29 protein-coding genes, 1 tRNA gene and 1 riboswitch are annotated in these 24,834 nt (G+C 70.1%); of the genes, 6 read left to right on the plus strand and 24 right to left on the minus strand.

What is annotated here, in order from left to right; genetic code table 11:
• Positions 1-53 precede the first annotated feature (53 nt).
• The gene (locus TPR58_RS13360; protein WP_346247176.1) at positions 54-710 is read right to left on the minus strand and encodes a DUF2490 domain-containing protein; all 657 of its coding nucleotides are present in this window, start codon (positions 708-710) and stop codon (positions 54-56) included.
• Positions 711-819: 109 nt separating this feature from the next.
• Here TPR58_RS13360 and fsa point away from each other — a divergent pair, with 109 nt between their 5' ends.
• The 4 genes from fsa to TPR58_RS13380 are packed head-to-tail and all read left to right on the plus strand — an operon-like array spanning position 820 to position 3,193.
• A complete protein-coding gene (gene fsa, locus TPR58_RS13365; protein ID WP_346247177.1) occupies positions 820-1,473 on the plus strand; it encodes a fructose-6-phosphate aldolase in 654 nt (217 codons plus the stop codon).
• A gap of 4 nt (positions 1,474-1,477) precedes the next feature.
• Entirely contained in the window at positions 1,478-1,795 is a 318-nt protein-coding gene (locus tag TPR58_RS13370) for a hypothetical protein (RefSeq protein WP_346247178.1), read from the plus strand.
• Positions 1,792-2,682, plus strand: a complete 891-nt coding sequence (locus TPR58_RS13375; protein ID WP_346247179.1) for a tyrosine recombinase XerC — start codon at positions 1,792-1,794, stop codon at positions 2,680-2,682. Before TPR58_RS13370 ends, TPR58_RS13375 begins: the two co-directional genes overlap by 4 nt.
• A 43-nt stretch (positions 2,683-2,725) precedes the next feature.
• The gene (locus TPR58_RS13380; RefSeq protein ID WP_346247180.1) at positions 2,726-3,193 is read left to right on the plus strand and encodes a GAF domain-containing protein; all 468 of its coding nucleotides are present in this window, start codon (positions 2,726-2,728) and stop codon (positions 3,191-3,193) included.
• Here TPR58_RS13380 and TPR58_RS13385 read toward each other — a convergent pair.
• Genes TPR58_RS13385 through rsmI form a run of 4 tightly spaced genes read right to left on the minus strand, consistent with a single transcriptional unit; the run spans position 3,190 to position 5,990 of the window.
• Positions 3,190-3,780, minus strand: coding sequence for a DedA family protein (locus TPR58_RS13385; RefSeq protein WP_346247181.1), 591 nt, complete (start codon positions 3,778-3,780; stop codon positions 3,190-3,192). The two genes, TPR58_RS13380 and TPR58_RS13385, sit on opposite strands and share 4 nt — an antisense overlap.
• Positions 3,781-3,788: 8 nt before the next feature.
• Positions 3,789-4,748: a glutathione synthase gene (gshB, locus tag TPR58_RS13390; protein WP_346247182.1), complete on the minus strand. Its 960-nt coding sequence runs from the start codon at positions 4,746-4,748 to the stop codon at positions 3,789-3,791.
• Positions 4,749-4,791: 43 nt separating this feature from the next.
• Positions 4,792-5,160 (minus strand): YraN family protein, encoded by a 369-nt coding sequence (locus TPR58_RS13395; protein ID WP_346247183.1) that lies wholly within the window; start codon positions 5,158-5,160, stop codon positions 4,792-4,794.
• The gene (rsmI, locus tag TPR58_RS13400; protein ID WP_346247184.1) at positions 5,157-5,990 is read right to left on the minus strand and encodes a 16S rRNA (cytidine(1402)-2'-O)-methyltransferase; all 834 of its coding nucleotides are present in this window, start codon (positions 5,988-5,990) and stop codon (positions 5,157-5,159) included. The genes TPR58_RS13395 and rsmI overlap by 4 nt, the downstream gene beginning before the upstream one ends.
• A gap of 11 nt (positions 5,991-6,001) precedes the next feature.
• Between rsmI and TPR58_RS13405 the strand changes: the two genes are divergently transcribed.
• The gene (locus TPR58_RS13405) at positions 6,002-7,195 is read left to right on the plus strand and encodes a penicillin-binding protein activator (protein WP_346247185.1); all 1,194 of its coding nucleotides are present in this window, start codon (positions 6,002-6,004) and stop codon (positions 7,193-7,195) included.
• 38 nt (positions 7,196-7,233) lie between these two features.
• Here the strand turns inward: TPR58_RS13405 and hemW are convergent, their stop codons facing one another.
• From hemW to TPR58_RS13495, 18 genes are all read right to left on the minus strand, one after another.
• Positions 7,234-8,379: a radical SAM family heme chaperone HemW gene (hemW, locus tag TPR58_RS13410; protein WP_346247186.1), complete on the minus strand. Its 1,146-nt coding sequence runs from the start codon at positions 8,377-8,379 to the stop codon at positions 7,234-7,236.
• Positions 8,380-8,488: 109 nt separating this feature from the next.
• Positions 8,489-8,875 (minus strand): type II toxin-antitoxin system HicB family antitoxin, encoded by a 387-nt coding sequence (locus tag TPR58_RS13415; RefSeq protein WP_346247187.1) that lies wholly within the window; start codon positions 8,873-8,875, stop codon positions 8,489-8,491.
• A 28-nt stretch (positions 8,876-8,903) separates the two neighbouring features.
• Positions 8,904-9,092, minus strand: a complete 189-nt coding sequence (locus TPR58_RS13420) for a type II toxin-antitoxin system HicA family toxin (RefSeq protein WP_346247188.1) — start codon at positions 9,090-9,092, stop codon at positions 8,904-8,906.
• 170 nt (positions 9,093-9,262) lie between these two features.
• A tRNA-Gly gene (locus TPR58_RS13425) sits at positions 9,263-9,336 on the minus strand.
• A 127-nt stretch (positions 9,337-9,463) separates the two neighbouring features.
• Positions 9,464-11,128, minus strand: a complete 1,665-nt coding sequence (locus TPR58_RS13430) for a hypothetical protein (RefSeq protein ID WP_346247189.1) — start codon at positions 11,126-11,128, stop codon at positions 9,464-9,466.
• A 123-nt stretch (positions 11,129-11,251) separates the two neighbouring features.
• The gene (gene cobU / locus TPR58_RS13435) at positions 11,252-11,776 is read right to left on the minus strand and encodes a bifunctional adenosylcobinamide kinase/adenosylcobinamide-phosphate guanylyltransferase (protein ID WP_346247190.1); all 525 of its coding nucleotides are present in this window, start codon (positions 11,774-11,776) and stop codon (positions 11,252-11,254) included.
• On the minus strand, positions 11,773-13,242 hold the full coding sequence (locus TPR58_RS13440) for a cobyric acid synthase (protein WP_346247191.1): 1,470 nt from the start codon (positions 13,240-13,242) through the stop codon (positions 11,773-11,775). Before TPR58_RS13440 ends, cobU begins: the two co-directional genes overlap by 4 nt.
• Complete coding sequence (gene cbiB / locus TPR58_RS13445; RefSeq protein WP_346247192.1) at positions 13,230-14,165, minus strand: adenosylcobinamide-phosphate synthase CbiB; 936 nt, start codon at positions 14,163-14,165, stop codon at positions 13,230-13,232. Before cbiB ends, TPR58_RS13440 begins: the two co-directional genes overlap by 13 nt.
• Positions 14,158-15,138, minus strand: coding sequence for an aminotransferase class I/II-fold pyridoxal phosphate-dependent enzyme (locus TPR58_RS13450; protein WP_346247193.1), 981 nt, complete (start codon positions 15,136-15,138; stop codon positions 14,158-14,160). Before TPR58_RS13450 ends, cbiB begins: the two co-directional genes overlap by 8 nt.
• Positions 15,135-15,854, minus strand: a complete 720-nt coding sequence (locus TPR58_RS13455) for an adenosylcobinamide-GDP ribazoletransferase (protein ID WP_346247194.1) — start codon at positions 15,852-15,854, stop codon at positions 15,135-15,137. The genes TPR58_RS13450 and TPR58_RS13455 overlap by 4 nt, the downstream gene beginning before the upstream one ends.
• Positions 15,851-16,420 carry a histidine phosphatase family protein gene (locus tag TPR58_RS13460; RefSeq protein WP_346247195.1) on the minus strand — a complete coding sequence of 190 codons (570 nt, stop codon included), beginning with the start codon at positions 16,418-16,420 and terminating at the stop codon, positions 15,851-15,853. The genes TPR58_RS13455 and TPR58_RS13460 overlap by 4 nt, the downstream gene beginning before the upstream one ends.
• On the minus strand, positions 16,417-17,433 hold the full coding sequence (gene cobT, locus TPR58_RS13465; protein WP_346247196.1) for a nicotinate-nucleotide--dimethylbenzimidazole phosphoribosyltransferase: 1,017 nt from the start codon (positions 17,431-17,433) through the stop codon (positions 16,417-16,419). The genes TPR58_RS13460 and cobT overlap by 4 nt, the downstream gene beginning before the upstream one ends.
• Entirely contained in the window at positions 17,430-17,837 is a 408-nt protein-coding gene (locus TPR58_RS13470; RefSeq protein WP_346247197.1) for a DUF1636 domain-containing protein, read from the minus strand. Before TPR58_RS13470 ends, cobT begins: the two co-directional genes overlap by 4 nt.
• A gap of 10 nt (positions 17,838-17,847) precedes the next feature.
• A complete protein-coding gene (locus TPR58_RS13475) occupies positions 17,848-18,396 on the minus strand; it encodes a hypothetical protein (protein ID WP_346247198.1) in 549 nt (182 codons plus the stop codon).
• Positions 18,397-18,478: 82 nt separating this feature from the next.
• The gene (locus TPR58_RS13480) at positions 18,479-20,437 is read right to left on the minus strand and encodes a TonB-dependent receptor plug domain-containing protein (protein WP_428835717.1); all 1,959 of its coding nucleotides are present in this window, start codon (positions 20,435-20,437) and stop codon (positions 18,479-18,481) included.
• Positions 20,438-20,593: 156 nt separating this feature from the next.
• Positions 20,594-20,779, minus strand: a riboswitch (cobalamin riboswitch).
• A gap of 30 nt (positions 20,780-20,809) precedes the next feature.
• On the minus strand, positions 20,810-21,505 hold the full coding sequence (locus TPR58_RS13485; protein ID WP_346247200.1) for a phytanoyl-CoA dioxygenase family protein: 696 nt from the start codon (positions 21,503-21,505) through the stop codon (positions 20,810-20,812).
• Entirely contained in the window at positions 21,502-22,275 is a 774-nt protein-coding gene (locus TPR58_RS13490) for an ABC transporter ATP-binding protein (protein ID WP_346247201.1), read from the minus strand. The genes TPR58_RS13485 and TPR58_RS13490 overlap by 4 nt, the downstream gene beginning before the upstream one ends.
• Positions 22,269-23,267 carry a FecCD family ABC transporter permease gene (locus TPR58_RS13495; protein WP_346247202.1) on the minus strand — a complete coding sequence of 333 codons (999 nt, stop codon included), beginning with the start codon at positions 23,265-23,267 and terminating at the stop codon, positions 22,269-22,271. Before TPR58_RS13495 ends, TPR58_RS13490 begins: the two co-directional genes overlap by 7 nt.
• Before the next feature lie 53 nt (positions 23,268-23,320).
• Here TPR58_RS13495 and TPR58_RS13500 point away from each other — a divergent pair, with 53 nt between their 5' ends.
• Positions 23,321-24,169 (plus strand): ABC transporter substrate-binding protein, encoded by an 849-nt coding sequence (locus TPR58_RS13500; RefSeq protein WP_346247204.1) that lies wholly within the window; start codon positions 23,321-23,323, stop codon positions 24,167-24,169.
• On the opposite strand, the gene cobO is transcribed toward TPR58_RS13500, so the two are convergent.
• On the minus strand, positions 24,166-24,774 hold the full coding sequence (cobO, locus tag TPR58_RS13505) for a cob(I)yrinic acid a,c-diamide adenosyltransferase (RefSeq protein WP_346247205.1): 609 nt from the start codon (positions 24,772-24,774) through the stop codon (positions 24,166-24,168). The genes TPR58_RS13500 and cobO overlap by 4 nt on opposite strands.
• Between the last annotated feature and the right edge of the window lie 60 nt (positions 24,775-24,834).

Raw genomic sequence — 24,834 nt, forward strand, 5'->3', positions numbered from 1 at the left:
GGGGGAGCGGGCCGGTGCCGCAATGCGCCGACAGGCGCATCTCAAACGCTCTCTCAAAGGTCGAGATTCACCGTGACGCTGACGGCATGGTCGATCTGGTCCTCGGCGCCGTCGCGGCCGAAGCGATACTGGTTGAGATAGCCGATATCGCTCTTGATATGCTCGGTGATCGGAACGGTCACGCCCAGCGTGTGGCGGATCCGCTCATATCCGCCGCGCTGGCCCCAGTCGGTCGTGTTGAAGTTCAGGAAGCTCTCATGCGTCGCATAGAGTTCGAACCCCTTGCCCAGCTTGTGGTTGTAGCGCAGCTGCGGCCGCAGCCGGAACCCGACCTCGCCGCCGTCCGAATGGAATCGCTCCTCGAAGCGCAGGCGGGTGGCGAAGCCGCCGCCCAGCTTCACGATCACATGCTGGCGCAGCCGTTCCTCGTTGGGCTCGATCCCGGAGTCGTTATGAGCAGTCGTGTGGCGATAGCCGATCGCGACCTCGACCGTGTCCGACGTCTTCCAGCTGACCAGTCCGCCCAATTCGGTATGGAACAATCCGCCGACCCGGTCGCTCCACCTTGCGATCCCCTCGAGCGTGATTTTCACGTCCTTGGCGATCGGCGCGCTGCCATTCGCCTGCGTCCATAACTGGGTATCGACCTGCTGAGCCCAGGCCGGGGTGGCGATCGTCAGCGGGGCAAGCAGGGCGAAGATGCGGCGCAAGGTCAGGCTCCGGCTGTGCGGCGGCGTCGAGGGGGCTATAGAGGGCCTCGATTCGAACCGCCAGCAACAAACTGTCACGAAACCGTCACCGTTCCGCAAAGGACCCAAGATGAAATTCTTCGCCGATACCGCCGACACCAACGACATCCGCGACCTGGCCGATGCCGGCCTGCTGGATGGCGTGACGACCAACCCCTCGCTGATCAACAAGTCCGGCCGCGACTTCCTCGAAGTGGTGCGCGAGATTTGCGGCATCGTCGACGGCCCGGTCTCGGCCGAGGTCGTGGCGCTCGACTATGACGGCATGATGCGCGAGGCCGAGATCGTGCGGAAGATCGCCGACAATGTCGCGGTGAAAGTGCCGCTGACGATCGACGGCCTCAAGGCGTGCAAGACGCTGACCGACGACGGCACGATGGTGAACGTGACCCTGTGCTTCTCGGCCAACCAGGCGCTGCTGGCGGCGAAGGCCGGCGCGACCTTCGTCTCGCCGTTCGTCGGCCGCCACGACGATGTCGGCTTCGACGGCATGCAGCTGATCGGCGATATCCGCCTGATCTATGACAACTACGCCTTCGACACCGAGATCCTGGTCGCCAGCGTGCGTCACCCGGTCCATGTCCTGGAAGCCGCCAAGATCGGTGCCGACGTGATGACGGCGCCGCCCTCGGTGATCAAGCAGCTGGTCAAGCATCCGCTGACCGACAAGGGGATCGAGGGCTTCCTCGCCGACTGGTCGAAGTCGGGCCAGAAGATCGGCTGAGGCGATGACCGTCCCCGGCGATGCGCCCCCTCCGGTCGCCGATGCCGGGGACGATCTGCTGATCGTCCCGATCCCCGCGCTGGTCGCGCTGCTGGTCGCGGCGCGATCGGCCAAGGGCGCGGAGCTGGACGAGGCCGAGGTGCTGGCGATCCGCGATGGCGCGGTGTGCATGGCCATGCCCGCCGATGTGGCGCGGCGCATGGCCGAGGCGCGCGGCTATGACGATCTCGACCCCGAGCATGTCTGGGAAGACTGGCAGGCGTTTCGCGCGGCGGTAGATCTGGACGCGCTGCCTGCCACCGGGGGCGGCGCGGGCGGATGAGCCGGCCGCTGCCGCTGCTCTATGCCGAGCATCTGTCGCGCGACCGGCGACGGTCGGTGCATACGGTACGCGCGTATCAGGCGACGGCCGAGCGGCTGCTCGCCTTCCTGCGGCTGCATTGGGGCGGAGCGGTGGAGCGCGAGGCGCTGCGCCAGGTGACCGCGGCCGATCTGCGCGCCTTCCTGGCCGAGCGGCGCGGCGGCGGACTGGAGAATGTCTCGGCTGCGCGCGAGCTTTCGGCGGTGCGCGGCTTCCTGAAATGGGCGGTGGGCGAGGGCGCGGAACTGCCGCGGCTGCGCGGCCCGCGGGTGAAGAGGGGCATCCCGCGCCCGATCGCGCCGCACGAGGCAGTGGCGCTCGCCGAAAGCGTGTCGGAAGAAGCGGACGAGCCCTGGATCGCCGCGCGCGACTGGGCGGTCATGCTGCTGCTCTACGGCGCCGGGCTGCGCATCGGCGAGGCGGTCGGGTTGACCGGCGCGGTGCTGCCGCTGGGCGAGGTGATGAGCGTGACCGGCAAGCGGGGCAAGACCCGCATCGTTCCCCTGCTGCCGGAGGTGCGGGAGGCGATCCAAGCCTATGCGAACCTGACCCCCTGGGGCGTGTCGCGCGAGGCGCCGCTGTTTCGCGGGGCGAAGGGCGGGCCGCTGCCGCCCGGCGCGATCCGAAAGTCGATCCGATCGGCCCGGGTGGCGCTCGGCCTGTCCGATCGCACCACGCCGCACGCGCTGCGCCACAGCTTCGCGACGCACTTGCTGGGTCGCGGCGCCGATCTTCGCGCCCTGCAGGAACTGCTCGGTCATGCCAGCCTCAGCTCGACCCAGATCTATACCGCGGTCGATGCGGCGCATCTGCTTGACGTCTACCGCTCCGCCCATCCAAGAGCGTGATACGGCGCGCGATCGACCGCGCCGTTTCGCCTTGGGGGCGTAGATGACCGACCCGTATTCAGCCGATGTCGCCGCCGTGCAGCGCGTGCCCGAGATCGAGGCGATGCTCGCCGAGCTTTGCCGCGCGACCGGCATGGGCTTCGTGGCGGTCGCCCGGGTCACGTCCGACCGCTGGATCGCGTGCCAGCTGATCGACCGGATCGAGTTCGGGCTGAAGCCGGGCGAGGAATTGCAGGTCCAGACCACGATCTGCGACGAGATCCGGGACAGCGGGCGCGGCGTCTTCATCGACCATGTCGGCGCGAACCCGGCATGGCGGACGCATCATACGCCGGTGCTGTACGGGTTCGAGAGCTATGTCTCGATCCCGATCATCCTGAAGGACGGCAGCTTTTTCGGCACCCTGTGCGCGATCGATCCGGCCCCCCGCGAAACCAGCCTGGCGCTGACGATCCCGCTGTTCGAGCGGTTCGCCGCGACCATCGCCGCCGAACTGGACCGGCTGGCCTAACGCTGCGCGCGCGGTTTCCAGGTCAGGACGCGGTAGAGATAGACCAGCAGGATCGCCGCCACGATCGCGAACATGATCGGGGCGACCCAATGCTCGATCTCGCGGAAGGTGGCGCCCAGCCACCAGCCCAGCGCCACGAGCAGGAAATTCCAGATCAGGCTGCCGGCGGTCGTGAAGCACATGAAGGTCCAGAACGGCATGCGCATCAGCCCGGCCGGAATCGAGATCAGCGTGCGGCCCATCGGCATGAAGCGGAAGGCGAAGACGGTCAGCCCGCCCCACCGGTCCGAATAGCGCTTGATCCGCTGGACATCCTCCCATTCCAGCGTCAGCCAGCGGCCCCAGCGATTCACCCAGGGCTCCAGCCGCTCATAGCCGAGCCGGCGGCACAGCCACCACCAGAACAGATTGCCCAGCAGCGTGCCGGCAGTGCCCGCGACCAGCAGCGGGACGATATGCATCCGCCCCTGCGCCACCGCCACGCCGGCGACGCTCATGATCGCCTCCGACGGTACCGGCGGGACCACATTCTCCAGCAGCATCAGCAGGAAGACGCTCCAATAGCCCCAGTCCAGCCACTGGCCCATGGTGGGTATCAGCCCTTCATCGCGGCGACACGCCGCTCGATCGCGTCCCAGATCATCGCGCCGGTATCGGTGCCGTTAAACCGGTCGATCGCGACGATGCCGGTGGGCGAGGTGACGTTGATCTCGGTCAGCCACTCGCCGCCGATCACGTCGATGCCGACGAAGATCAGCCCGCGCCGCTTCAGCTCGGGGCCCAGCACGTCGCAGATTTCCTGCTCGCGCTGCGTCAGCTCGGTCTTGGCCGCGGTGCCGCCGACCGCCAGGTTCGACCGGATCTCGCCCTCGCCCGGCACGCGGTTGACCGCGCCGGCCACCTCGCCGTCGACCAGCACGATGCGCTTGTCCCCTGCCGCGACCGAGGGGAGGAACGCCTGGATCATGTGCGGCTCGCGATAGGCGGTGTTGAACACCTCGATCAGCGACGACAGGTTCGCCCCGTCGCTGCCGACCTTGAAGATCGCCTTGCCGCCATTGCCGTGCAGCGGCTTGACGACGATCTCGCCATGCTTCGCCAGGAAGGCGCGCGCCTCGTCCAGGCTGCGCGTCACCAGCGTCGGCGGCATATAGTGCGCATAGTCGAGCACGAACACCTTCTCGGGCGCGTTGCGCACCGATGCGGGGTCGTTGACCACCAGCGTCCGGTCGGCGATCCGCTCGAGCAGATGGGTCGCGGTGATATAGCCCAGGTCGAAGGGCGGATCCTGGCGCATCAGCACGACATCCGCGGCGTCGCCCAGGTCGAGGCTCACCGGGTCGCCGAAGCGGAAATGGTCGCCTTCGACCCGCTGCACCGTCACCGGATGCGCCTTCGCCCAGACCCGGCCGTCCGAATAGTTCAGGTCCTCGGCGGTATAATGGAACAGCCGGTGGCCGCGCGCCTGCGCCGACAGCATAAGCGCGAAGGTCGAATCCCCGGCGATGTTGATCGCATCGAGCGGGTCCATCTGGACGGCGACGTTGAGCGACATTCGGCTACCTCCGGGGGTTGCATAGGTGACTTACTTGGATAAGTCACCCCATCCAGGCGTTCTCGATATGACGAGGTAGGCTGCGCGGGGCAATCAGGATCACGTCGACCCGGATATCGTCGCCGGGGCCTGCATAACGCGGCATCAGATACTCCGCCGCTGCCGCCACCCGCGACAGCCGCCGCTCGTCGATCGCGAAGTCGAGTTCGGCGGCGGTGGCGCGGGTCTTCACCTCGACGAAGGCGACCAGGCTGCCCTTGCGCGCGACCAGGTCGACTTCGCCCGCCGGCGTGCGCACCCGCCGGTCGAGTATCTTCCATCCGCGCAGCCACAGCCACCAGGCGGCACGGCGTTCGCCGTCGCGGCCGCGCGTCTCGGCGGCGCGGCGTGCCTCGGACGGCGCCCGCTTCATGCCTTGAGCGCCATCGCCCGGGCATAGAGTTCGCGCCGGTCGAGCCCCAGTCGCTTGGCGACCTCGCCCGCCGCCTTGGCCGGGGGCAGGCGAGTCAACGCCTCGGCCAGCGCCGAATCGGCGTCCGCCTCGCTGGCCGGCGCGGCTTCGCCCGGCGGTGCGACGACGATGACGATCTCGCCCCTGGGCGGCGCATCCGCATATCGCGCAGACAGCTCGCTCAGCGACCCCGTCACGCATTCCTCGAACTTCTTGGTGATCTCGCGCGCCACCGCCGCCTCCCGGTCGCCCAGCCCCTCGGCCAGCGCGGCCAGCGCGGCTGACAGCCGCGGCCCCGATTCGTAGAACACCAGGGTCGCGCGGACTGCGGCGATCTCGGCGATGACCTGCCCGCGCGCCTGCTGTTTCGACGGCAGGAACCCCATGAACAGGAACCGGTCGGTCGGCAGCCCCGCCAGCGTCAGCGCGGCGATTCCCGCGCAGGGGCCAGGAATCGTCGTCACCGCATGGCCAGCCGCGCGCGCGTCGCGCACCAGCTTGAACCCGGGGTCGGAGATCAGCGGCGTTCCCGCATCGCTGACCAGCGCCACCACCTCGCTCGCCATGCGCGCGACCAGTCCGGGGCGCACCGCATCGGCATTATGGTCGTGATAGGGCGTCATCCGCCCCTTCGCGCCCAGATGGCGAAACAGCCCCGCTGTCACACGGCTGTCCTCGACGGCAACCACATCGGCGTTCAGGAGTATGTGCGATGCGCGCGGAGACAGGTCGCCGAGATTGCCGATCGGCGTGGCGACGATATAGAGGCCGGGCGTAAGAGTTGAGTTCATCGGGGAGAGTCATGGCAGACAGCGACGCAAATCGACAGGGGGTGCGTGGAGCGCTCCGCTGGGCCGTGCTCGGCCTGGGCTTTCTCGCAGCGGCCTGCGTCGGCGGTCCGCGCGGCGGCCCGCCGCCCGAGCGTCCTCCGGTAGAGCGCCCGCGCGATCGTCCCGCCGATCGCCCGATCACGCCGGGCCTGCCCCAGGATGTCGAGCGCCACCGCGTCGCACTGCTCGTACCGCTTAGCGGTCCGAACGCCGGCGTCGGCAAGTCGCTGGAGAATGCGACCCAGCTCGCGATCCTCGACACCAATGCCGACAATATCCGCATCACCAGCTACGACACCTCGGCCGGTGCCGCCCAGGCGGCGCAGCGCGCGATCGCCGACGGCAACCGCCTGATTCTCGGCCCGCTGCTGGCCGAGGATGCGCGCGAAGTCGCGCCGATCGCGCGTTCGGCCCGCGTGCCGGTGCTCAGCTTCTCGAACGACACCAATGTTGCCGGCGGCGGCACCTTCGTGCTCGGCTATTCGCCCGCCCAGTCGATCGAGCGCGTCATCGCCTATGCCAAGTCCAAGGGGATGACCCAGTTCGCCGGACTGGTGCCCAGCGGCCTGTACGGCGAGCGCTCGTCCACCGCGCTGCTGCGCGCGGTCGAATCGGCCGGCGGCACCGTCACCGCGATGGAAACCTATGACAGCCGGCCGGGCTCGATGACCACCGCCCTGGCGAAGATCAACCGCCAGCCCTATCAGGCGATCCTGATCGCAGGCACCGGCGCCAACGGCGTCAGCGCGGTGCAGATCATCCGCCGCTCGCCCAATGGCAAGGCGGCCAAGGTGCTGGGCACCGAGCTGTGGAACACCGATTCGGGGATCGGCCGCAACGCCGCGCTCAACGGCGCCTGGTTCGCCAGCGTGCCCGATAATTACTATCTGACCTATGCCGGCAAGTACCGCGCCCGTTTCGGCGCTGCGCCCTATCGCCTGTCGACGCTCGGCTATGATGCGGTGCTGCTGACCGTGCGCATGGCCCGCGACTGGCGCCCGGGCAGCGAGTTCCCGATCCGCGACCTGACCTCGCGCAGCTTCGCGGGACTCGACGGCGCGTTCCGCTTCGGCCGCGACGGCATCGCCGACCGCGCGCTCGAGGTGCAGGAAATCCGCGGCGGGACGGTGGTCACCGTGTCGCCCGCGCCGGCCAAGCTCGACTGAGATCGCAGGGCCCGCGCGGTTTACCGCCGCGCGGGCCCTCAGGTCCGCACGACCTCGCGCAGGATCGCCTCGAGCACCGGCATTCCCGCATCGGTCACGCACAGCCGTTCACCGTCGCGCCGCATCAGCCCCTGGCGCTCCAGCAGCGCCGCCGCCGAGTCGTCGATCGGTGCCGCGCCCCCGGCAAGCGCTGCGATCCGCGCCAGGTCGACACCCTCGTTCAAGCGCAGTCCCATCAGCAGCGCCTCGACCCCCCGCTCGGCGGGCGTCAGCACATCCTCGCGCTCGATGCCGTGCGCGTTGCGCTCGACCGCGCTCATCCAGTTCTCGGGCTTCCTGCGCCGGATCGTCGCCGCGCCGCCGCGCCTGCCATGCGCGCCCGGCCCGATCCCGGCATAGTCGAGATAGCGCCAATAGGTCAGGTTGTGCCGGCTCTCCGCACCCGGCCGGGCATGGTTGGAAATCTCATAGGCGGGCAGCCCCGCCGCCGCGGTCATCGCCCGCGTCGCCTCGAACAGGTCCGCCGCCGCGTCGGGGTCATAGGCGGCCAGCTCGCCCTTCTCGAACAGCGTGGCGAAGCGCGTGCCGGGCTCGATCGTCAGCTGATACAGCGACAGATGCTCGGTCCCGAAGCCGATCGCGCGCGCCAGTTCGGCTTCCCACTCGGCCAGCGCCTGGTCCGGCCGGGCATAGATCAGGTCGAAGCTCACCCGGTCGAACACCGATTGCGCCGTCGCCAGCGCCGCCAGCCCCTCGTCGACGCCGTGCGCGCGTCCCAGGAAGCGCAACGCGGCATCGTCCAGCGCCTGGAGCCCCAGCGAAACGCGATTGACCCCCGCCGCCGCCAGATCGGCGAACCGCGCCGCCTCGACCGATGACGGGTTGGCCTCCAGCGTGATCTCGACGCCGTCGGTAAACCCCCAGCGCCGCTCCGCCTCGGCGATCACCGCCGCCACCGTCTCGGGCGGCATCAGCGACGGCGTGCCGCCGCCGAAGAAGATCGACGACACGCGCCGACCGGGGAGCAGGTCCGCCTCATGCGCCAGGTCCGCCAGCATCGCGGTGCGCCACGCCGCCTGGTCGACCGACTCGCGGACATGGCTGTTGAAGTCGCAATAGGGACATTTCGACACGCAGAACGGCCAGTGCACGTAGAGTGCGAGGGGAGGGGCGGTGTCGGTCATCGTGTCGAGCGGCAGGTCATCGGGGCCGCATATAGGCATGTGCGCGGTGAAATGCGCGCTCCGCTTGGGCGTAGAATTCAGCCCGCAGTGCTCCTGGGCATCAGTTCCATCAGACAGTGGTCGCCAGCTTCGCCTGAGCAGCCTCGGCGAGAAACCGTGAGCGATTCGAAGCGACGCGATCGATGCGCGCCAGCAGCCCTTCCTCTATCGAAATCTGTACGCGCACCGATTTGCCGGGTCGCTCGCCGCGGACCAGAATGCGGCCGACTTCCTCGCTGTCCGTGGCGGTTTCAACCGCGTCCAGGTCCGAGGCTTCCGGGAACGGATCGCCATATTCCGCCATCACCGCGAGATGCCCCTGGAGCGCTTCCTCCGCGCCGATCGCGGCTTCCTGCACGGTACGCCCCGCCGAGACGCAGCCGGGCAGGTCTGGAAAATACACTCCGAAACCGTCGTCGCCGCGCTCGATGATCGCCGGATAATATACGGTAGCCATCACGTCTTCCTTGGTCTGGCGAGCCCGCTCATGGGAGGGGAACCCCAGTCTGCTTGCTTATGCTCTTCAGCGTTCCGATCGGCAGGTCGCTCTTGGGATGCGGGACAGTCGCCGTGCCGGGGAGAGTCGGGTGGCGAAAATGCCGGTGACTTCCGGTCTGCCGCACTTCGACCCAACCATGCGCTAGAAGGCGTTTTATGACTTCCCGGCTGCGCATCACCGCTTTCCGACTTATGTGTAATATATACACAACACATGCCCTGTTCGCAAGACTGCGCGTATCGTCGGAGGGCAAGCCATGTCATCCGTGCCTCGCCCATTCCGGGTCATCGCCGGGCAGAACGTGGATCAGAGGTGGGATGGTAAAAGCTTGGATGTAGAGGAGGCTGGAGCGGGTAGCGGGAATCGAACCCGCGTATTCAGCTTGGAAGGCTGCTGCACTACCATTGTGCTATACCCGCAAGCGCCTGAGTTTGCGTCAGTCTTGCCAGCCGCCCGTCCGGCCGTAAGGCCGGGATCGGACAGATGCGGTTGCCCCTGCCACAGGCGGCGGGCGGTGGTCAATGGTCCGGCGGCTTCCGATCGCGCCTATCGCCACCAGTCGCCGCTTTCGCCCGGCACGGGAATGTCGATGGCATCGATCCGCAGCAGCGGTGCGCGGGGCGCGGCGTCCGGCAGGGACAGCGAGATCGCCAGCCGCAGCAGGCCGACCTCCTGGTCGGCGGTCATGTCATGCCAGTCGACCAGCGCGCCGACCAGATTCTCGCGCCACGTCTGCGCGGTCGCCATCGGCGGCGTCGCCGACGGCCCTTGCGAGACGGTCCGATCGGCCAGCAGGATCGGCACGGCGACCTCCATCTCGTCGCCATCGCTCAGGCGGGTGACGTGCGATGCCTCCACCCGGATCGCGATGTCGGGCCGTCGATAGCCGGGCAGGGCGTCGCGGATCAGCAGCGCGGCGATCACCGTGTCGAGCGCGGCCGAAAGGGTTGCGGCATCGGTTTCGATCCGGAACGGTCTGGCCGCGATCCGGGTCGCCGGAACCACCGGCGGGGCGGCCGGGCCGCTCGGGCTCAGCAGGACGAAGGCGGGATCGGCCGTGGCGACCCCGACCTTGCCCGCCTGTGACGGGGTCGTGTCGTGGCGCAGGCCCGTCTCCATCCGAACGACCTGCACCACCGCGACAGGCAGATCGTCCCAGCGCAGCGCGAGTCCCCGCGTCGGCGCGGGCCGGACGGCCGTGTATCGGCCCTCGGCCTTGCCGTCCTCGGCGGGGGTGCGAAACCCGTCGATCGCCGGCCAGCGCGGCAGGTCGCCGGTGGTGGCCGAGCGGGTTGCCGTCACCTCCGGCTGTGCCGCGAAGTCGAAGGCATAGTCCCAGCGCGATTGCTGCGCGTCGCCGGCCAGCGCCTGGCGTTCATGCGGCGACGCCTCCTCCCGCTCGCCCGTCCCGGCCCAGGCGGCGGCCAGATCGCCGATCAGCCCGTCGACCTGCGCCAGCGCCGCGGCTGAGACCTCGGTCCGTCCTTCGTTCAACGCCGCGATCAGCTTCGGCTCGACCAGCGGCCACGCGCTTGCCAACCGCGCCAGCGCCCGGAACAGCGCAGGATCAGGGGCAGGCATCGGCGGCGAGGCACCCGCCGGCTCCGCGTCGTTGATCAGGATCGATACCCGAAATTCGTCCCGCGCCGTCGGCACCTGGGCGAAGATCGCCGAATAGGACCAGCGCGCCGCCGCCGCGATCGAGTCCGGTTCGGCCGGCGCCACCGCATCGAGCGCGGCGACGGCCGGCACTTCGGGCATCTGCCAGGCGGCACTGGCGGTTTTCGGATATACCGCCGCCAGCCGGAGCTGCAGCGCCGCCCGCCACGCCGTCCGCGCCGCTTCCGTCTCCGCTGCGGTCGCGATCATGCCCGCCACCGGACGAAGGGTGGTGACGATCGCCTCGACCAGCGCCTTGCGATGCGCCTCGAGCGCGGTCGCGCGTGCGGCATCGACCGCCCGGATCCTGGCGGCGCGGTCCAGCAGGAACAGCGAATCGATCGCCGCCAGCGCCGCCGCCGCCCATGCAGTCAGGTCGATCGAGGAGAAGACGACCTCGCGCTCACGCTCGAGCCCGTCGCTGCCGTCGCCGACGTCATCACAGGCCGGCACCAGCGCGCTGCCCGACACCCGCGTCGTCGCCAGCGGCGCGATCGCGAAACCCGGCGCGGCGGTCCCGGCCAGCGCCACGTCATGATCCGTTCCGGACATCCCGCATTCCTTCCCCCAGTGAAGCCGCTTCATGGACCAGCGGCGCACCGTCCGCCAGCGCCGGGCGGCTTTATGGTGACGACGAAGGGGAGGGGCCGGGTCGCGCGATTTGCGTGGCCTCGGTCATGCGCCGCCCGATTTGATCGTCACCGGTAATCCCGCAACCACCAGCGTCACCTGGTCCGCAGCCGCCGCCACCGCCTGGTTGATCCGTCCCGCGACATCGCGGAAACGCCGTGCCAGCGCGTTGTCGGGGACGATGCCGAACCCGACTTCGTTCGCGACCAGGATCAGCGTGCCCTCGAACCGGCGGATCGCCTCGACCAGCTTCCCGGTCGCGTGGTCCATGTCCGCCTCGTCCAGCATCAGGTTCGACGCCCACAGGGTCAGGCAGTCGACCAGCACCACTGCGCCGCTGCCGCTGTGCGCGTCGATCGCCTCGGCCAGCGCGCGGGGGGCGTCGATGCTGTGCCAGCGCGTATCGCGGTCGGCGCGGTGGCGGGCGATGCGGTCGCGCATCTCGTCGTCCCAGGCCTCGGCGGTGGCGATGAAGACGGGGCGGTCGGACAGGGCCTCGGCCATTCCCTGGGCATGACGGCTCTTGCCCGATCGGGCGCCGCCCAGGACGAAGTGGGTGGATGCGGTCATGGGGCGATCGGCTCCGCGGTCATGGCGAGGGTCAGCAAGGCGTCGATGTCGAGATGGCGTTCCAGCTCCAACGCGATCTCGTCCAGCGCCGCGTCGACGTCCGCGGCATGATCACGCCCCGATCCGATCGCGCCGAACCGCTGCAACAGCACCCCGCGCAGGTCGGGCGAGGCGAGCAGTCCGTGGAGATAGGTGCCGATCACCCGGCCGTCGGCGCTGATCGCCCCGTCGGCGCCGGTTTCGTCCAGCAAAGCGAAGGGCTGCGCCGCGTCGGGGCCGTCGGTCTCGCCCATATGCATCTCATAGCCGTGCACCGGTGCGCCCAGCGCAGTTCCGCTGGCGGTGCGCAGCATCTTGGCGGGCGACAGCCGCGTCGCGACATCGAGCAGGCCCAGCCCCTCGACCGTGCCCGGTGGCCCCTCGATGCCCAGCGGGTCGGCGACGCTTCGACCCAGCATCTGATAGCCGCCGCACAGGCCCAGGATCATGCCCCCGCGTCGGCGATGCGCCAGGATATCGATGTCCCAGCCCTGCGCGCCCAGGAAGGCGAGGTCGGCGATCGTCGCCTTCGATCCCGGCAGCACGACCAGCGCGGCATCGCCCGGGATCGGCGTGCCCGGCGGCACCATCACCAGCTCGACCTCGGGTTCGAGCTTCAGCGGATCGAGATCGTCGAAGTTCGAGATGCGTGGCAGGATCGGGCAGGCGACGATGTGCCGCCCCCCTCGCGGGCGGGCGCTTCGGTCGAGCACCACCGCATCCTCACTCGGCAGGCGGACGGTCGCCGCCAGCCAGGGGACCACGCCATATCCGCGCCACCCGGCCCGGTCCTGGATCGCGCGATAGCCATCCTCGAACAGCGCCGGATCGCCGCGAAACTTGTTGATGATGAAGCCGCGGATCATCGCCGCGTCGTCGGGGGCGATCACCGCGCGCGTGCCGACGATCGCCGCGATCACCCCGCCGCGATCGATATCGCCGACCAGCACCACCGGCACCCCGGCGGCGCGGGCAAAGCCCATATTGGCGATGTCGCCCGCGCGCAGGTTGATCTCGGCCGGCGATCCCGCGCCCTCCACGACGACCAGGTCGCATGCCGATCGCAACCGGCGATAGCTGGCCAGAACCTCGTCCAGCAACGCGCCGCGCGCCGCGCGGAAATTGCCCGACCCCAGCGTTCCGCGGACCTTGCCATGCACGATCAGCTGCGAGGTGCGGTCCGCCTGCGGTTTCAGCAGCACCGGGTTCATGTCGGTGTGCGGCGGCACGCGGCACGCGATCGCCTGGAGGGCCTGTGCCCGGCCGATCTCGCCGCCATCCTCGGTCACCGCGGCGTTGTTCGACATGTTCTGCGGCTTGAACGGCCGCACGCTCAGCCCGCGATTGGCGAGGGCGCGGCACAGCCCGGCGACCAGCACCGACTTGCCGACATCCGACCCGGTGCCCTGCAGCATCAGCGCGCCCATGCGAGTCCCCCTGCGATGAGCCACAGCAATGCGCAGGCGCGCAGGTACAGGTGCAGCGCCCGGTCGATATCGCGCCCGTCGCAGCCCATCCGGCCGGCACCGATCCAGGGCTTGTCCTTCATGACGCCGTCATAGGCGATCGGTCCGGCCAGGCGCAGCCCCAGTGCGCCTGCCATCGCCGCCTCGGGCCAGCCGGCATTGGGCGAGGCGTGCCTGCCCGCATCGCGCACCATCGTCCGCCATCCGCCGCCGACCAGGCAGATCAGCACGCCCGACAGCCGCGCGGGGATCAGGTTCAGCACATCGTCGGTCCGCGCCGCCGTCCAGCCGAAGCTGCGCCAGCGCGGCTCGCGGTGGCCGATCATGCTGTCGGCGGTGTTGATTGCCTTGTACGCCCACACGCCGGGCAGCCCGAGCAGCAACAGCCAGAAGAGCGGCGCGACCACCCCGTCGCAGAAGCTTTCGGCAAGGCTCTCGATCGCGGCGCGCGCCACGCCGGCTTCGTCGAGCCTATCGGTATCGCGGCCGACGATCCGGCCGACCGCCTCGCGCGCACTGTCCAGATCGCCTTTGTGCAGCGCCCGCGCCACCGGGCGGACATGGTCGAACAGGCTGCGCTGCGCCAGCGCCGGCCAGGCAAGCACCGCCACCGCGATCCAGCCGAACCGGCCCAGACCGGCAAGCACCATCGACTGGAGCAGCCATCCGCCACCGCCGGCAGTGAGAAGCAACACCCCGACGGTCGCGATACCGGCCCGCTTGCGTGCGGCCTCACTTCGCTCGGGCCGGTTCCAGCGCGTCTCGCAGGCTGCGATCAGCCAAGCGAACCCGCCGACCGGATGGCCGATCCGGCGATAGAGCCGGCCGGGCCAGCCCAGCGCCGCGTCGATCGCCATCGCAGCAAGCGCGATCGGTTCAGCCATCGGCCAGGGCCGCGTCGAGCCGGTCGAGCGCCGCGCCATCGGCGGGCAGGCCGATGCGCAGCCAGCGCGGCTGCTCGGCAAAGGGGCGCGTCAGGATCGCGTGCCGCGCCAGCCGTTCGAACAGGGCGATGCCGTCGTCGACCTCGATCAGGCGGAACAGCGGCGATCCGCCGGTCGCCACATGCCCGTGCCGCGCCAGCACGGCGTCGAGCGCCGCGGCCTCGGCGGGCAGGCGGCATCGCATCGCCTGGATCCATCCGCTGTCGCGATAGGCGGCGGCCCCGATCGCGATCGCCGCGGCGGACACCGGCCAGGCGCCGAGCGCGCCGCGCAGCCGCTCGAGGATCGCCGCCGGGCCCAGCACGAAGCCCAGCCGCACCCCGGCAAGGCCGAAGAACTTGCCGAACGAGCGGAAGATCAGCAGCCGCCGATCGTCGGCGATCTGGTCCGTCAGGCTCAGCGCCGGATCGGTATCGGCAAAGGCTTCGTCCAGCATCAGCCAGCCATCGGGCGCGCGCGCGTCGAGCAGCGCAGTGAGCGCATCGCGCGGCCGGATATACCCATCGGGATTATTGGGGTTGGCTAGGATCAGCGTACCGCACTCGCCCGCCAGCGCCTCGGGCGCGATCGGCCGGGCGCCGGGGACCATCTCGCCATGGGTGCGATAGGTAGGGGCGACATAGCGCGCCGAGCCGCCGACCAGGCTGCCGGCGAGGCGCAGTCCGATTTCGGTCCCCGGCACCGCGCAGACATGGCGGGGATCCACACCGAAATACGCCGCTGCCGCCGCCTCCAGATCGGCGAGGGCGTCTCGTCCCGGCAGGCTGCACCAGTCGATCGTCAGCGCCTCGACGCCCGGCCAGGGATGCGGGTTGATCCCGGTCGACAGGTCGATCCATGGCGCATCGCCTTCGCCAAAGGCACGCCGCGCCGCGTCGATCCCGCCGCCATGCCAGGTCCAGCGCGCGCTCATGCGAGCCGCAGCGCGATCAGCGCGGCGAGCAGCAGCCCGCTCTCGACAATCTCGATTCCCCCGCCATGCCCGTCGCCGGAAATGCCGCCCAGCCGCGCGCGAAGCCACAGGCCCCAGCCTGCGATCAGCAGCGGCGCGGCGAGCAGGTCGGGCACGACCCATACGCCCGTCAGCAGCAGCGTGAACCAGATGGCAAGGTCGACCGGCCGCACCGCATTGCGAAACCGCGAGGCCAGCCCGGCATGGAGATCGGGCAGCCAGCGCGACCAGGTCAGCGGGCCGATCCGCGCCGCGAACGGGACCAGCGCGATCGCCGGCCATGCCTGCGCCTCGATCAGCCCGTGCAGCAGCACCAGCTTGGCGATCAGCTGCAGCGCGATCGAGACCGCGCCGAAACTGCCCAGATGTGGGTCGGCAAGCACCGCCAGCATCCGGTCGCGATCCTTGTGCGCCGCGCCACACGCATCGGCGACATCGCCCAGTCCGTCGAGATGCAGCGCCCCGGTGACCGCGACCCAGAGGAGGAGCGCCACCAGCGCACCGGTCCAGGGATCGATCCAAGTGCCCGCCCATCCTGCGCCGGCAACGAGCGCGCCGATCAGCAGGCCGACGGCAGGAAACCAGCGCATCGACGCTGCGAATTCATCCGACGTCACCGACAGGCGCGGCGTCGGCAGGCGCGTCAGGAACTGGATCGCGACGATCAGCCCCTTCATGTGCGCAGTCCGGTGATCTGCGCGAACCGCTTCTCGCCCGGCCAGACCCGAAGAGACAGCAAGGCGGCACAGGGCAGGTCGAACGCCCAGATCTGGCGCGCGTCGAACCCGCACAACAGGTGCAGCGCAGCGCGCATCGCTCCGCCATGGGTGACGACCAGCGTTGGAAGCGGCGCCAGTGCGTCGATCGCGGCGGACACCCGCTCGGTCAGCTGCGACCAGCGCTCGCCGCCGGGCGGCGGTGCGTGTTCCGGATCGGCATGAAATCGGGCAAGCGCGCCGGGGTCGATCGTGGCGGGATCGCACCCGTCCCAGTCTCCGAAATCCAGTTCGCGCCAGCGTGGATCGGTCACCGGAACCAGGCCGAGGTCGCGGGCGATCGCCTCGGCGGCGCGACGGGCGCGCTGGAGGTCGGACGTCACCAGCCGCGCGATCGCCAGACCCTGCGCGCTCGCCATGCAGGCGGCGATCCCCTCGGCAGTCGGCCCATCGTCGGTGCGCCCCATCAGCCGCCCGGGCCGTTCGGGAGCCCCGTGGCGCAGCAGATGAAGCGCGAAGCCGCTCACAGCGCCCCGGAGACCGCGGCTTCGTCGAACGTCGCCATCCGGTCATGCGCCGCCAGCGCCGACCGGATCACGCCGACCGCGACCGCGGCGCCGCTGCATTCGCCCAGCCGCATGCCCAGGCTCAGCAAAGGCTCCAGCCCCAGATGGTCGAGCAGCCGCCGATGCCCCGGCTCGGTCGAACAATGGCCGGCGATGCAATGCGCGGTGATCCCGGGCGCTGCCTCGGCCAGCGGCGCCAGTGCCGCGCAGCTGATGAACCCGTCCAGCACCACCGGCACGCCCAGCTGGCGCGCGCGGACGACGGCGCCGGCGATCGCCGCGATCTCGCGTCCGCCCAGCCGCCGCAGCGTCTCGAACGGATCGTCCGCGGCGTCGCCGTGCAACGCCAGCGCGCGCTCGATCACCGCGACCTTGCGGCCGATCCCCTCGGCATCGACGCCGGTGCCCGGACCGACCCAGTCGGCGACCGCCCCGCCGAAGCTGCGCGCGCACAGGGCCGCCGCGGCGGTCGAATTGCCGATGCCCATCTCGCCGACCGCGATCAGGTCGAGATCGGGCGTGACCGCCGCCGCGCCCGCCTCCAGTGCGGCGAGGCATTCGGCCTCGGACATCGCCGGACCGGTGGTGAAATCCGCGGTCGGCGTGTCGAGGTCGATCGCGGTGACGCTCAGTTCCATTCCCGCCGCGCCCGACAGGGCGTTGATCGCCGCGCCCCCGGCCTCGAAATTGGCGACCATCTGAGCGGTCACGCTCGCCGGAAAGGCGCTGACGCCGTGGACGGTGAAGCCGTGATTGCCGGCGAAGATCGCGGCGCGCGCGCGCTCGATCCGCGGTCGCTCGCGACCCTGCCACCCGGCGATGAAGACCGCGATCGCCTCCAGCCGGCCGAGCGATCCGGCGGGCTTGGTCAGCTGATCCTGCCGCCGCTGTGCCGCGGCGCGCGCGGTCGCGTCGGCGACCGGCAATGCGGCCAGCGCGGTACGAAACGCGGCTGGAGTGGGAAAATGGCTCATTCGACGACAAATCCCGGCGGTGGGGTGCGGGTGATGAAATGGCCCTTCACCCCCTCGGGCCAGTCCGAATAGGCGACGCGGCCATGGTCGCTGTCGGCATAGGCGACGGCATAGTCCAGGATCGCGCGCGCGGCATCCGCATCGGGTGCGAACCTGCCCATGACATAGCCGACCTTGTCGGGGGCGCGCAGATGGACGGTGCAATGATCCTGGCAGGCGAACAGGCAGGCCATGTCCTGCACCGCGATCCCCGCATAGCGCGGGTCGCGCGCCTTGACCGTGCGCAACGCCTCGACCAGGCGTCCGCCGCCGGTGACGCCGTCGCCGTCCGCGCGCGTCTCCGGAGACAGGCGACAGCTGTTGCAGGCGACGATCGCCGGCCCGTCCTCGACACGCTTCAGCACCGCGCGGCGCTCAGGCAGTCGCGACGCGCGGGGCAGGCTGAGGCACCCCGATCGCGGTCAGCAGGCGGTACAGCGCATAGAGACCGACCAGGATCGCGCCGTTGCGCAGGAACTGGCGCTGCAGGATCGCGGGATCGATCGTGCTGGCCACGCCGCCAAGGAAGAAGGCCCAGCCCAGCACGACTGCCTTGAACGCGACGAAGCCGGCGAGATAGGCGAGCGCCAACCGCACCGGCACCGGCCGGTCTCCGGCGAGGCGAAGTGCGGCATGCGCGCCGATCACCGATGCGACCGCGGCGGTGGCGAGGCCCGCCGCCCAGCCGAACGTGCCGGCATCGCGCGGATAGTCGAGCAGGCAGAAGCCCACCGCCTGGCTGGCCAGCCACGCCGCCAGCATCAGCCAGATGCCGTCGCTGCGCCGCATATGGACTGCGGCAAGCGCGGCCAGTGCCGGAAACGGGGTGGCGCAGGCGAACACCAGTGTCGTCGCGGTGCTGGCAAGCGTCAGCAGCAGGATCCACAAGGTCGATGCGGCGCGGGTCGAATGTCCCTGGGTCATGACGGCTCCTCGATCGGGTTCCGGAAGGGCGACCCGGGCCTGCACGATGCGCAGGCCCGGGCAGTGGGATGCGTGCGCGCGGTCAGAACCGGCCGCGCACGCCGGCATAGAAGCTGCGGCCCAGCGTGCCGTAGCGATAGGCGGTCATATACTCCTCGTCGAAGACGTTCTCCGCCCGCGCGAACAGCCGGAACCGCTCGCTCACCGCGAACTCGGCGCGCAGGTCGACCAGCGCATAGCCGTCCAACCGCGTCGCATTGCTCGCATTGTCGAAACTGTGCCCGGCCCAGCGCACTGCCGCGCCGGTGCTCAGCCCGAACGGAAAGGCATAGCTGACCGATGCATTGCCGCTGTCCTGAGGGCGGCGCGGCAGCCACTTGCCGAAATTGGCCGTGCCCGGCGACCGGTCCTCGGCAACCGTCCAGCTGTAATTGCCGTCGAGCGTCAGGCCGCCCAGCTTCAGCGCAGCCGCCGCCTCGATCCCGTGCGCCTCGCCGCGCGAGACGTTGGAATAATAGCCCGAGCGGCGCGTCGTGCTGCCCGGCACCAGGCACAACGGGCTGGGCGAGGTCGCGCTGCAGCTGTTGAAGATGATCTGGTTGGTGGTGACGCGCTCGAAATAGGTCGCGCCGAAGCTCAGCTTGCGGTCGAACAGTTGCTGCTCGACACCGGCTTCCCATCCGCGCGCCTGTTCGGGGTCGAGCGCGACGTTCCCATATTCGCTGAACAGCTGGTACAGGGTCGGTGCCTTGAACCCCTCGCCATAGCTGGCGCGCAGGATCGTGTCGGTGGGCAGGCGCCACACCGCGCCGGTCGAGAACAGGGTCTGGCCGCCATAGCGGCTGTGATCGTCATGACGCACCCCGCCATTGACCGTCAGCCCGTCGACCGGCTCGATGCTCAGCTGGCCATAGACGCTGGTGATCTCGGCATCGCCGGTCGCAAAGGGCGGCAGCGGCGTGGCCAGTGCGCCGGCGGGCGAGCGGCTCTCGAACTTCGAGCGTTCATTCTCCAGCCCGAACACCGCCGAGATGCGCTGGGTGAAGGCGAAGCTGCCCTGATATTCCCAGCGGCGGTTCTGGCCGTTCGATTCGAAGCTGAGCGCGCGGGCGCGCAGCGGCGAGAAGCTGTCGCGGTCGGTGTCGGTATGGGCATAGGCGACGCGGTTGCGAAAGCGGCCGTCGAGCAGCGCGAAGTTCACCCCGGCATAGCCGACGAACTCCTTGTTCGTGGAAAAGTCGGGATTGTCGCCGCTGGTCGAATCGATGTTGACCCGCCCGCTCGAATAATAGCCGCGCAGCTCGACGCTCAGATTGGTCGCCAGTTCCAGCTCGGCGCGGCCGGTGGCGCTGCGATTGGTGTAGCCGTCGGTCTCGTGCCCGCCGAACGTCGGCGCGATCGCCGAGATGCCGTCGGTGGTGAAGCTCTGGCCGCCCAGCCGCCAGCTGAGCGGGCCGGTCCGCCCGCCGATCGCGGCGCGCGCGCTGACGGTCGCGCGCGACCCGGCCTCCAAGTCGAAACTGCCCTCGATCGGCGCCTCGGGCATGGCGGTGACGATGTTGACCACGCCGCCGATCGCCTGGCTGCCCCACAGGGTCGATTGCGGCCCGCGCAGGATCTCGATCCGCGATGCGTCCCCGGTCAGCAGGTTGGCGAAGTTATAGCCGCCGCCGGTCGAGGCGGGGTCGTTCAGCTTCACCCCGTCGATGACGACGACGGTCTGGTCCGATTCGGCGCCGCGAATGCGTAGCGAGGTGGACGTGCCATAGCCGCCGTTGCGCGACATGGTGATGCCGGGCGTGCGCAGCAGCAGCTCGGTCACGCCGATGTCCTGGCTGCGGTCGATCGCCGCCTTGTCGAGCACGGTGACCGATGCCGGGACCTGGTCGATCGCGACCGGCGCGCGGGTGGCGGTGACGATGATCTCGCCGCTGTCCTCGGTCGAGGCGGCGGGTGCTGCGGCATCGGGGGCCGGGGCCTGCTGGGCAAGCGCGCCCGAGGCGGCGGCGAGGGCGGAAACGGAAACGGCGAGACGGAACAGCGACTTCAACTTCATATCCTTCGACGACACGGCCGCACCCGCACGGGAATGCGACGCCGTGTCCGCGAAGGACGCACAGCCGCATCCCGCGCGAACGCGGTCAGCTCTGTCGTCTCTCGGGTTCACCCCCGTCCGCGCGACACACCCTGTCCGCACGAAGGACGACCGCGACGGGCAGGTCTCCTGGCTAGCGGGTCGGTGCCGGTTCGGCCGCCTTCTCAGGACCGGGGTCCCAATGGCATTCGGCCGATGGCTCGCCGCTTACAGTTGCAGGGGCAGCCGGGTTTGATCCCGTTCCCTTTTCATCCCCGTCTCCGGGGAACCTGTCGCGTCGCCGCCCTTAGGGCCGCGCGCCGCGGCTGGCAATCGGCATCACGCCGCCATCATCCACACCACCAGCGCGAACCGCGCCGCGACCGACGGCAGCGTGCGATGCGGCGTGAACCGGTCGAGGAAGAGGACGGTGCCCGCGGGGCATTCGGGCTGGATGTGCGGCAGGCCGGCGATCGCCGCCTCGGGAATCTCGAACCCGCGATCGGTCGCCTGCGCCATCGGCGCGGGCCGGCGCCCGGGAAGGACCTCCAGCCCGCCGCGCCCGGGGCCGGCATCGCTCAGCGGGATCCAGGCGGTGATCCATACCCGGCCGCAGGCGGTGCCGTCGTCGCGGACCACGTCCGAATGCCAGGCGTGGCGATGCCCGGGAAAGCTCGCAATGCTGGCACGGACACGGACGATCGATCCCGCCAGCGCGCGCCCGCCGATCCGCTGCGCCGTCTCGATCAGCCGCGGGTCGGCGGCGATCGCCGACAGCCGCGGACCGCGCTGCGCATCGGTGCAGACCACGCGGCGCAGCAGGTCGGCATGGCTGCGGTCCCGGGCGAAGACGCGGTCGATCCGCTCTTCCAGCGGCGCGTCGGGACAGCTCGCCTCGAACGGCAGATACAGCGCGCGCGACACGCGATCGATCTGCTCGACGATATCGGCCCGGGCGGCCATTATTGTTGTACGGTCGTATAACGGCACAATGGCGTAGCCGTCGCGAGCATAGGAAATTTCCTGCGCGTTCATCGCGCGCGGCCCAGCGTCACGATGCTCGGCCAGTCGCCGTCCAGGTCGATCCGCGCATCGATGCCATAGACCGCGCGCAGGTTCGCCGGCGCCAGCACGTCGGCCGGCGCACCGTCCGCCACGACGGTTCCGCGGTCGACCAGCAGCAGCCGGTCGCAATAGCGCGCGGCCATCGTCAGGTCGTGCAGCACCGCGATCACCAGCGCGCCGCCGCGCGCCTCGGCGCGGAGCAGGTCCATCACGTCGATCTGGTGGCCGGGGTCGAGGCTGGCGAGCGGTTCATCGGCGATCAGGCCGGGTGCCTCGACCGCCAGCGAGCGCGCCAGCAGGACGCGGGCGCGCTCGCCGCCCGACAACTCGGTCGCGATCCGGTCGCGCAGCGCGGTCACGTCGGCGCGCACCATCGCCCGCTGGATCGCGGCGGCGTCGCCCTCGGCCACGCGCGACATCGGCCCCAGATGCGGCAGCCGGCCGAGCCCGACCAGCCGCTCGACCGACAGCGGCCAGTGCAGCGTCTGGCCTTGCGGCAGATAGGCGATGCGCCTGGCCAGTTCGGCGCGCGGCATGGTCGCGACGTCGCGGTCATCGACCCGCACGCGCCCGGTCGTCGGCACCAGCGCCAGCATCGCGCGCGCCAGCGTCGACTTGCCTGCGCCATTGGGGCCGACGATTCCGGTCAGCGTGGCGGGCGCGAACGACGCGGTCACGTCGCGCAGCACGGCGCGCCTGCCCAGCGTGACGCCGAGCCCCTCGATCCGGATGCTCACCATAGCCGCCGCTCCCGCATGAGGTGGACGAGGAAGACCGGCACGCCGAGGAACGCAGTGACGACGCCCAGCTTCAGCTCGGCCTTGGTGTCGATCAGCCGCACCGCGAGGTCGGCCAGGGTCAGCAACGCGGCGCCGCCAATCGCGGACGGCAGCAGGATCGCCGAGGGGCTGCGGTCGGTCAGCGGTCGGATCAGGTGCGGGACGATCAGCCCGACGAACCCGATCGCGCCCGACACCGCCACCGCGCCGCCCACGCCGATCGCGGTGCCCAGCAGCAACCTGAGGCGGGTCGCGCTCAGGTCGACGCCCAGCGCCTGCGCGCCGTCCTCGCCCAGCGTCAGCGCGTCGAGCGCGCGACCGTGCCACAACAGCATCGCCGCGCCGATCGCGATACAGGGCAGCGCGACGCGGACATGGTCGAACGACCGGTTCTCGAGGCTGCCCAGCAGCCAGGTCATGATCTCCATCGCCGCGAACGGATTTGGCGAGAGGTTGAGCGACAGGCTGATCCCCGCGCTCGCCAGGGTCATCAGCGCGATGCCCGCCAGGATCAGCGTCAGCGGGCTTTCCGACCGGCCCGCGAGCAGGAACAGCAGCGCCAGCGAGGCCAGTGCCGCGAGCACCGCCATCACCGGCAGGATCAGCGGATGCACCAGCGCGAGGCCGAAATAGATCGCGCCAACCGCGCCAAGCGCCGCCGCGGTCGAGGTGCCGAGCACCGACGGCTCGGCCAGCGGATTGCGCAGATAGCCCTGAAGCGCCGCGCCCGACAGGCCGAGCATCGCCCCGACGGCGAGGCCCAGGATGGTGCGCGGCAGGCGCAGGTCGAACAGGATGCTGGTCGCGACGCGGTCGCCATTGCCGGTGAAGGCGGCGACCATGCGCGGCAGCGACAGGGGCACCGGGCCGAGCAGCAGCGAGCCGATCGCAGCGGCCAGCGCAAGAAGGCCGAGCGCGGCGATCAGCACCGTGCGATGACGGGCGGCGATCATGCGGCGACTCCGAAAGACTTGAAGGGAGGAATGGCGCGGCTATGGAGGCGGCGATGGGTCGTCACCGCCTCTGGATGCTCGCGCTGCCGCTGGCCGCACTGGGAAGCGCCGCCCTGTGGGCCGGCACCGGCACAGTGCCGTCCGCGCCCGCCGGCCCGCCGAAGCGGATCGTCTCGCTCAACCTGTGCGCCGACCAGCTGGTGCTTGCGCTGGCCGATCGCGACCAGATCGCCGGGCTGACGCGCAACGCGACTGATCCCGAAATGTCGGGCGAGGCGGCCAGGGCCCGCGGGCTGACGCTGATTTCCAATTCCGCCGAGCAGATCCTGGCGATCGAGCCCGACCTGGTTGTCGGCATGCCTGCACGGCGCAGCGCGGCGATGACCGCGCTGAAGGGGCAGGACTATCGCCTGCTCGACCTGAAGACCGCGAACACGGTCGACGAGATCTATGCCTCGATCCGCGAGACCGCGGCGGCGGTCGGCCATCCCGAACGCGGCGAGGCGCTGGTGGCACGGATGCAGGCCGATCTTGCCGGGCTGGCAAGGCTGGGCCGTGGCCGGGTCGCTGCCTACTACCAGCGGCGCGGCTACATGACCGGCACCGGCACGCTGATCGACGAGCTGATGACCCGCGCCGGGCTGGTCAACCTTGCGGGCAAGCTGGGCAAGCCGGCGCTGTCGCAGCTGAGCCTCGAGGAGATGGTCGCGGCCAGGCCCGATTTCCTGATCGTCGAAAGCGCGACCGACCGGGTCAGCGACCAGGGGACCGAGATGCTGCACCATCCCGCGCTGGCCGGCATCCCGCGGATCAGCATCCCCCAGGCGTGGACGGTGTGCGGCAGCCCGGCCTATGTCCGGGCGGCGCGCGGCATCGCGGAACAGCTGGCGCGCCACGACTAGAACTCGATTCCGCGCTGCGCCCTGACATTCTGTTCGCGGAACGGGTGCTTCACCTGCGCCATTTCGGTGACCAGGTCAGCGGCTTCGATCAGCACCTGCGGTGCATTGCGGCCGGTGACGATGACATGGGTCATTTCCGGCTTCGCGGCCAGCACCTCCAGAACCTCATCGACCGGGAGATAGTCGTAGCGCAGGACGATGTTCAGCTCGTCGGCGACGACCATCGCATAGCCGGGGTCGGCGATCATCCGCTTGACCTCGTCCCATGCCTCGCGCGCGACGGCGATGTCGCGGCTGCGGTCCTGCGTGTCCCAGGTGAAGCCTTCGCCCATCGGCTTGAACTCGACCAGGTCGGGGAAGCGGTCGAACACGGCCTTCTCGCCGGTGGCCATCGCCCCCTTCACGAACTGGACGACGCCCACCTTCATCCCGTGGCCGATCGCCCGCACGACCATGCCCAAGGCGGCCGAGGTCTTGCCCTTGCCCGGGCCGGTATGGACGATGACCAGGCCCTTCTCGACGGTCTTGGTGGCAAGCTTCTTCGCCTGCGCCGCCTGGACCTTCTTCATCTTCGCGGTGTGTTCGGCATCGGTGCGCGGTTTCATCGCGACACTCCTTCGGCTCGATTGTGCGGGAAGCGAGCGCCCGGACGGCGGGACCGTCCG

Origin of the sequence: Sphingomonas rustica (assembly GCF_039652585.1) — a bacterium.
In the GTDB taxonomy this organism is placed as follows: domain Bacteria; phylum Pseudomonadota; class Alphaproteobacteria; order Sphingomonadales; family Sphingomonadaceae; genus Sphingomonas; species Sphingomonas rustica.

Bases quoted from the DNA above. Each gene is read 5' to 3' on its own strand.
- fsa (WP_346247177.1), top strand. From the start codon at position 820: ATGAAATTCTTCGCCGATACCGCCGACACCAACGACATCCGCGACCTG.
- TPR58_RS13370 (WP_346247178.1), top strand. From the start codon at position 1,478: ATGACCGTCCCCGGCGATGCGCCCCCTCCGGTCGCCGATGCCGGGGAC.
- TPR58_RS13375 (WP_346247179.1), top strand. From the start codon at position 1,792: ATGAGCCGGCCGCTGCCGCTGCTCTATGCCGAGCATCTGTCGCGCGAC.
- TPR58_RS13380 (WP_346247180.1), top strand. From the start codon at position 2,726: ATGACCGACCCGTATTCAGCCGATGTCGCCGCCGTGCAGCGCGTGCCC.
- TPR58_RS13385 (WP_346247181.1), bottom strand. From the start codon at position 3,780: ATGGGCCAGTGGCTGGACTGGGGCTATTGGAGCGTCTTCCTGCTGATG.
- gshB (WP_346247182.1), bottom strand. From the start codon at position 4,748: ATGTCGCTCAACGTCGCCGTCCAGATGGACCCGCTCGATGCGATCAAC.
- TPR58_RS13395 (WP_346247183.1), bottom strand. From the start codon at position 5,160: ATGAAGCGGGCGCCGTCCGAGGCACGCCGCGCCGCCGAGACGCGCGGC.
- rsmI (WP_346247184.1), bottom strand. From the start codon at position 5,990: ATGAACTCAACTCTTACGCCCGGCCTCTATATCGTCGCCACGCCGATC.
- TPR58_RS13405 (WP_346247185.1), top strand. From the start codon at position 6,002: ATGGCAGACAGCGACGCAAATCGACAGGGGGTGCGTGGAGCGCTCCGC.
- hemW (WP_346247186.1), bottom strand. From the start codon at position 8,379: ATGACCGACACCGCCCCTCCCCTCGCACTCTACGTGCACTGGCCGTTC.
- TPR58_RS13415 (WP_346247187.1), bottom strand. From the start codon at position 8,875: ATGGCTACCGTATATTATCCGGCGATCATCGAGCGCGGCGACGACGGT.
- TPR58_RS13420 (WP_346247188.1), bottom strand. From the start codon at position 9,092: ATGCGCAGCCGGGAAGTCATAAAACGCCTTCTAGCGCATGGTTGGGTC.
- TPR58_RS13430 (WP_346247189.1), bottom strand. From the start codon at position 11,128: ATGTCCGGAACGGATCATGACGTGGCGCTGGCCGGGACCGCCGCGCCG.
- cobU (WP_346247190.1), bottom strand. From the start codon at position 11,776: ATGACCGCATCCACCCACTTCGTCCTGGGCGGCGCCCGATCGGGCAAG.
- TPR58_RS13440 (WP_346247191.1), bottom strand. From the start codon at position 13,242: ATGGGCGCGCTGATGCTGCAGGGCACCGGGTCGGATGTCGGCAAGTCG.
- cbiB (WP_346247192.1), bottom strand. From the start codon at position 14,165: ATGGCTGAACCGATCGCGCTTGCTGCGATGGCGATCGACGCGGCGCTG.
- TPR58_RS13450 (WP_346247193.1), bottom strand. From the start codon at position 15,138: ATGAGCGCGCGCTGGACCTGGCATGGCGGCGGGATCGACGCGGCGCGG.
- TPR58_RS13455 (WP_346247194.1), bottom strand. From the start codon at position 15,854: ATGAAGGGGCTGATCGTCGCGATCCAGTTCCTGACGCGCCTGCCGACG.
- cobT (WP_346247196.1), bottom strand. From the start codon at position 17,433: ATGAGCCATTTTCCCACTCCAGCCGCGTTTCGTACCGCGCTGGCCGCA.
- TPR58_RS13475 (WP_346247198.1), bottom strand. From the start codon at position 18,396: ATGACCCAGGGACATTCGACCCGCGCCGCATCGACCTTGTGGATCCTG.
- TPR58_RS13485 (WP_346247200.1), bottom strand. From the start codon at position 21,505: ATGAACGCGCAGGAAATTTCCTATGCTCGCGACGGCTACGCCATTGTG.
- TPR58_RS13490 (WP_346247201.1), bottom strand. From the start codon at position 22,275: ATGGTGAGCATCCGGATCGAGGGGCTCGGCGTCACGCTGGGCAGGCGC.
- TPR58_RS13495 (WP_346247202.1), bottom strand. From the start codon at position 23,267: ATGATCGCCGCCCGTCATCGCACGGTGCTGATCGCCGCGCTCGGCCTT.
- TPR58_RS13500 (WP_346247204.1), top strand. From the start codon at position 23,321: ATGGGTCGTCACCGCCTCTGGATGCTCGCGCTGCCGCTGGCCGCACTG.
- cobO (WP_346247205.1), bottom strand. From the start codon at position 24,774: ATGAAACCGCGCACCGATGCCGAACACACCGCGAAGATGAAGAAGGTC.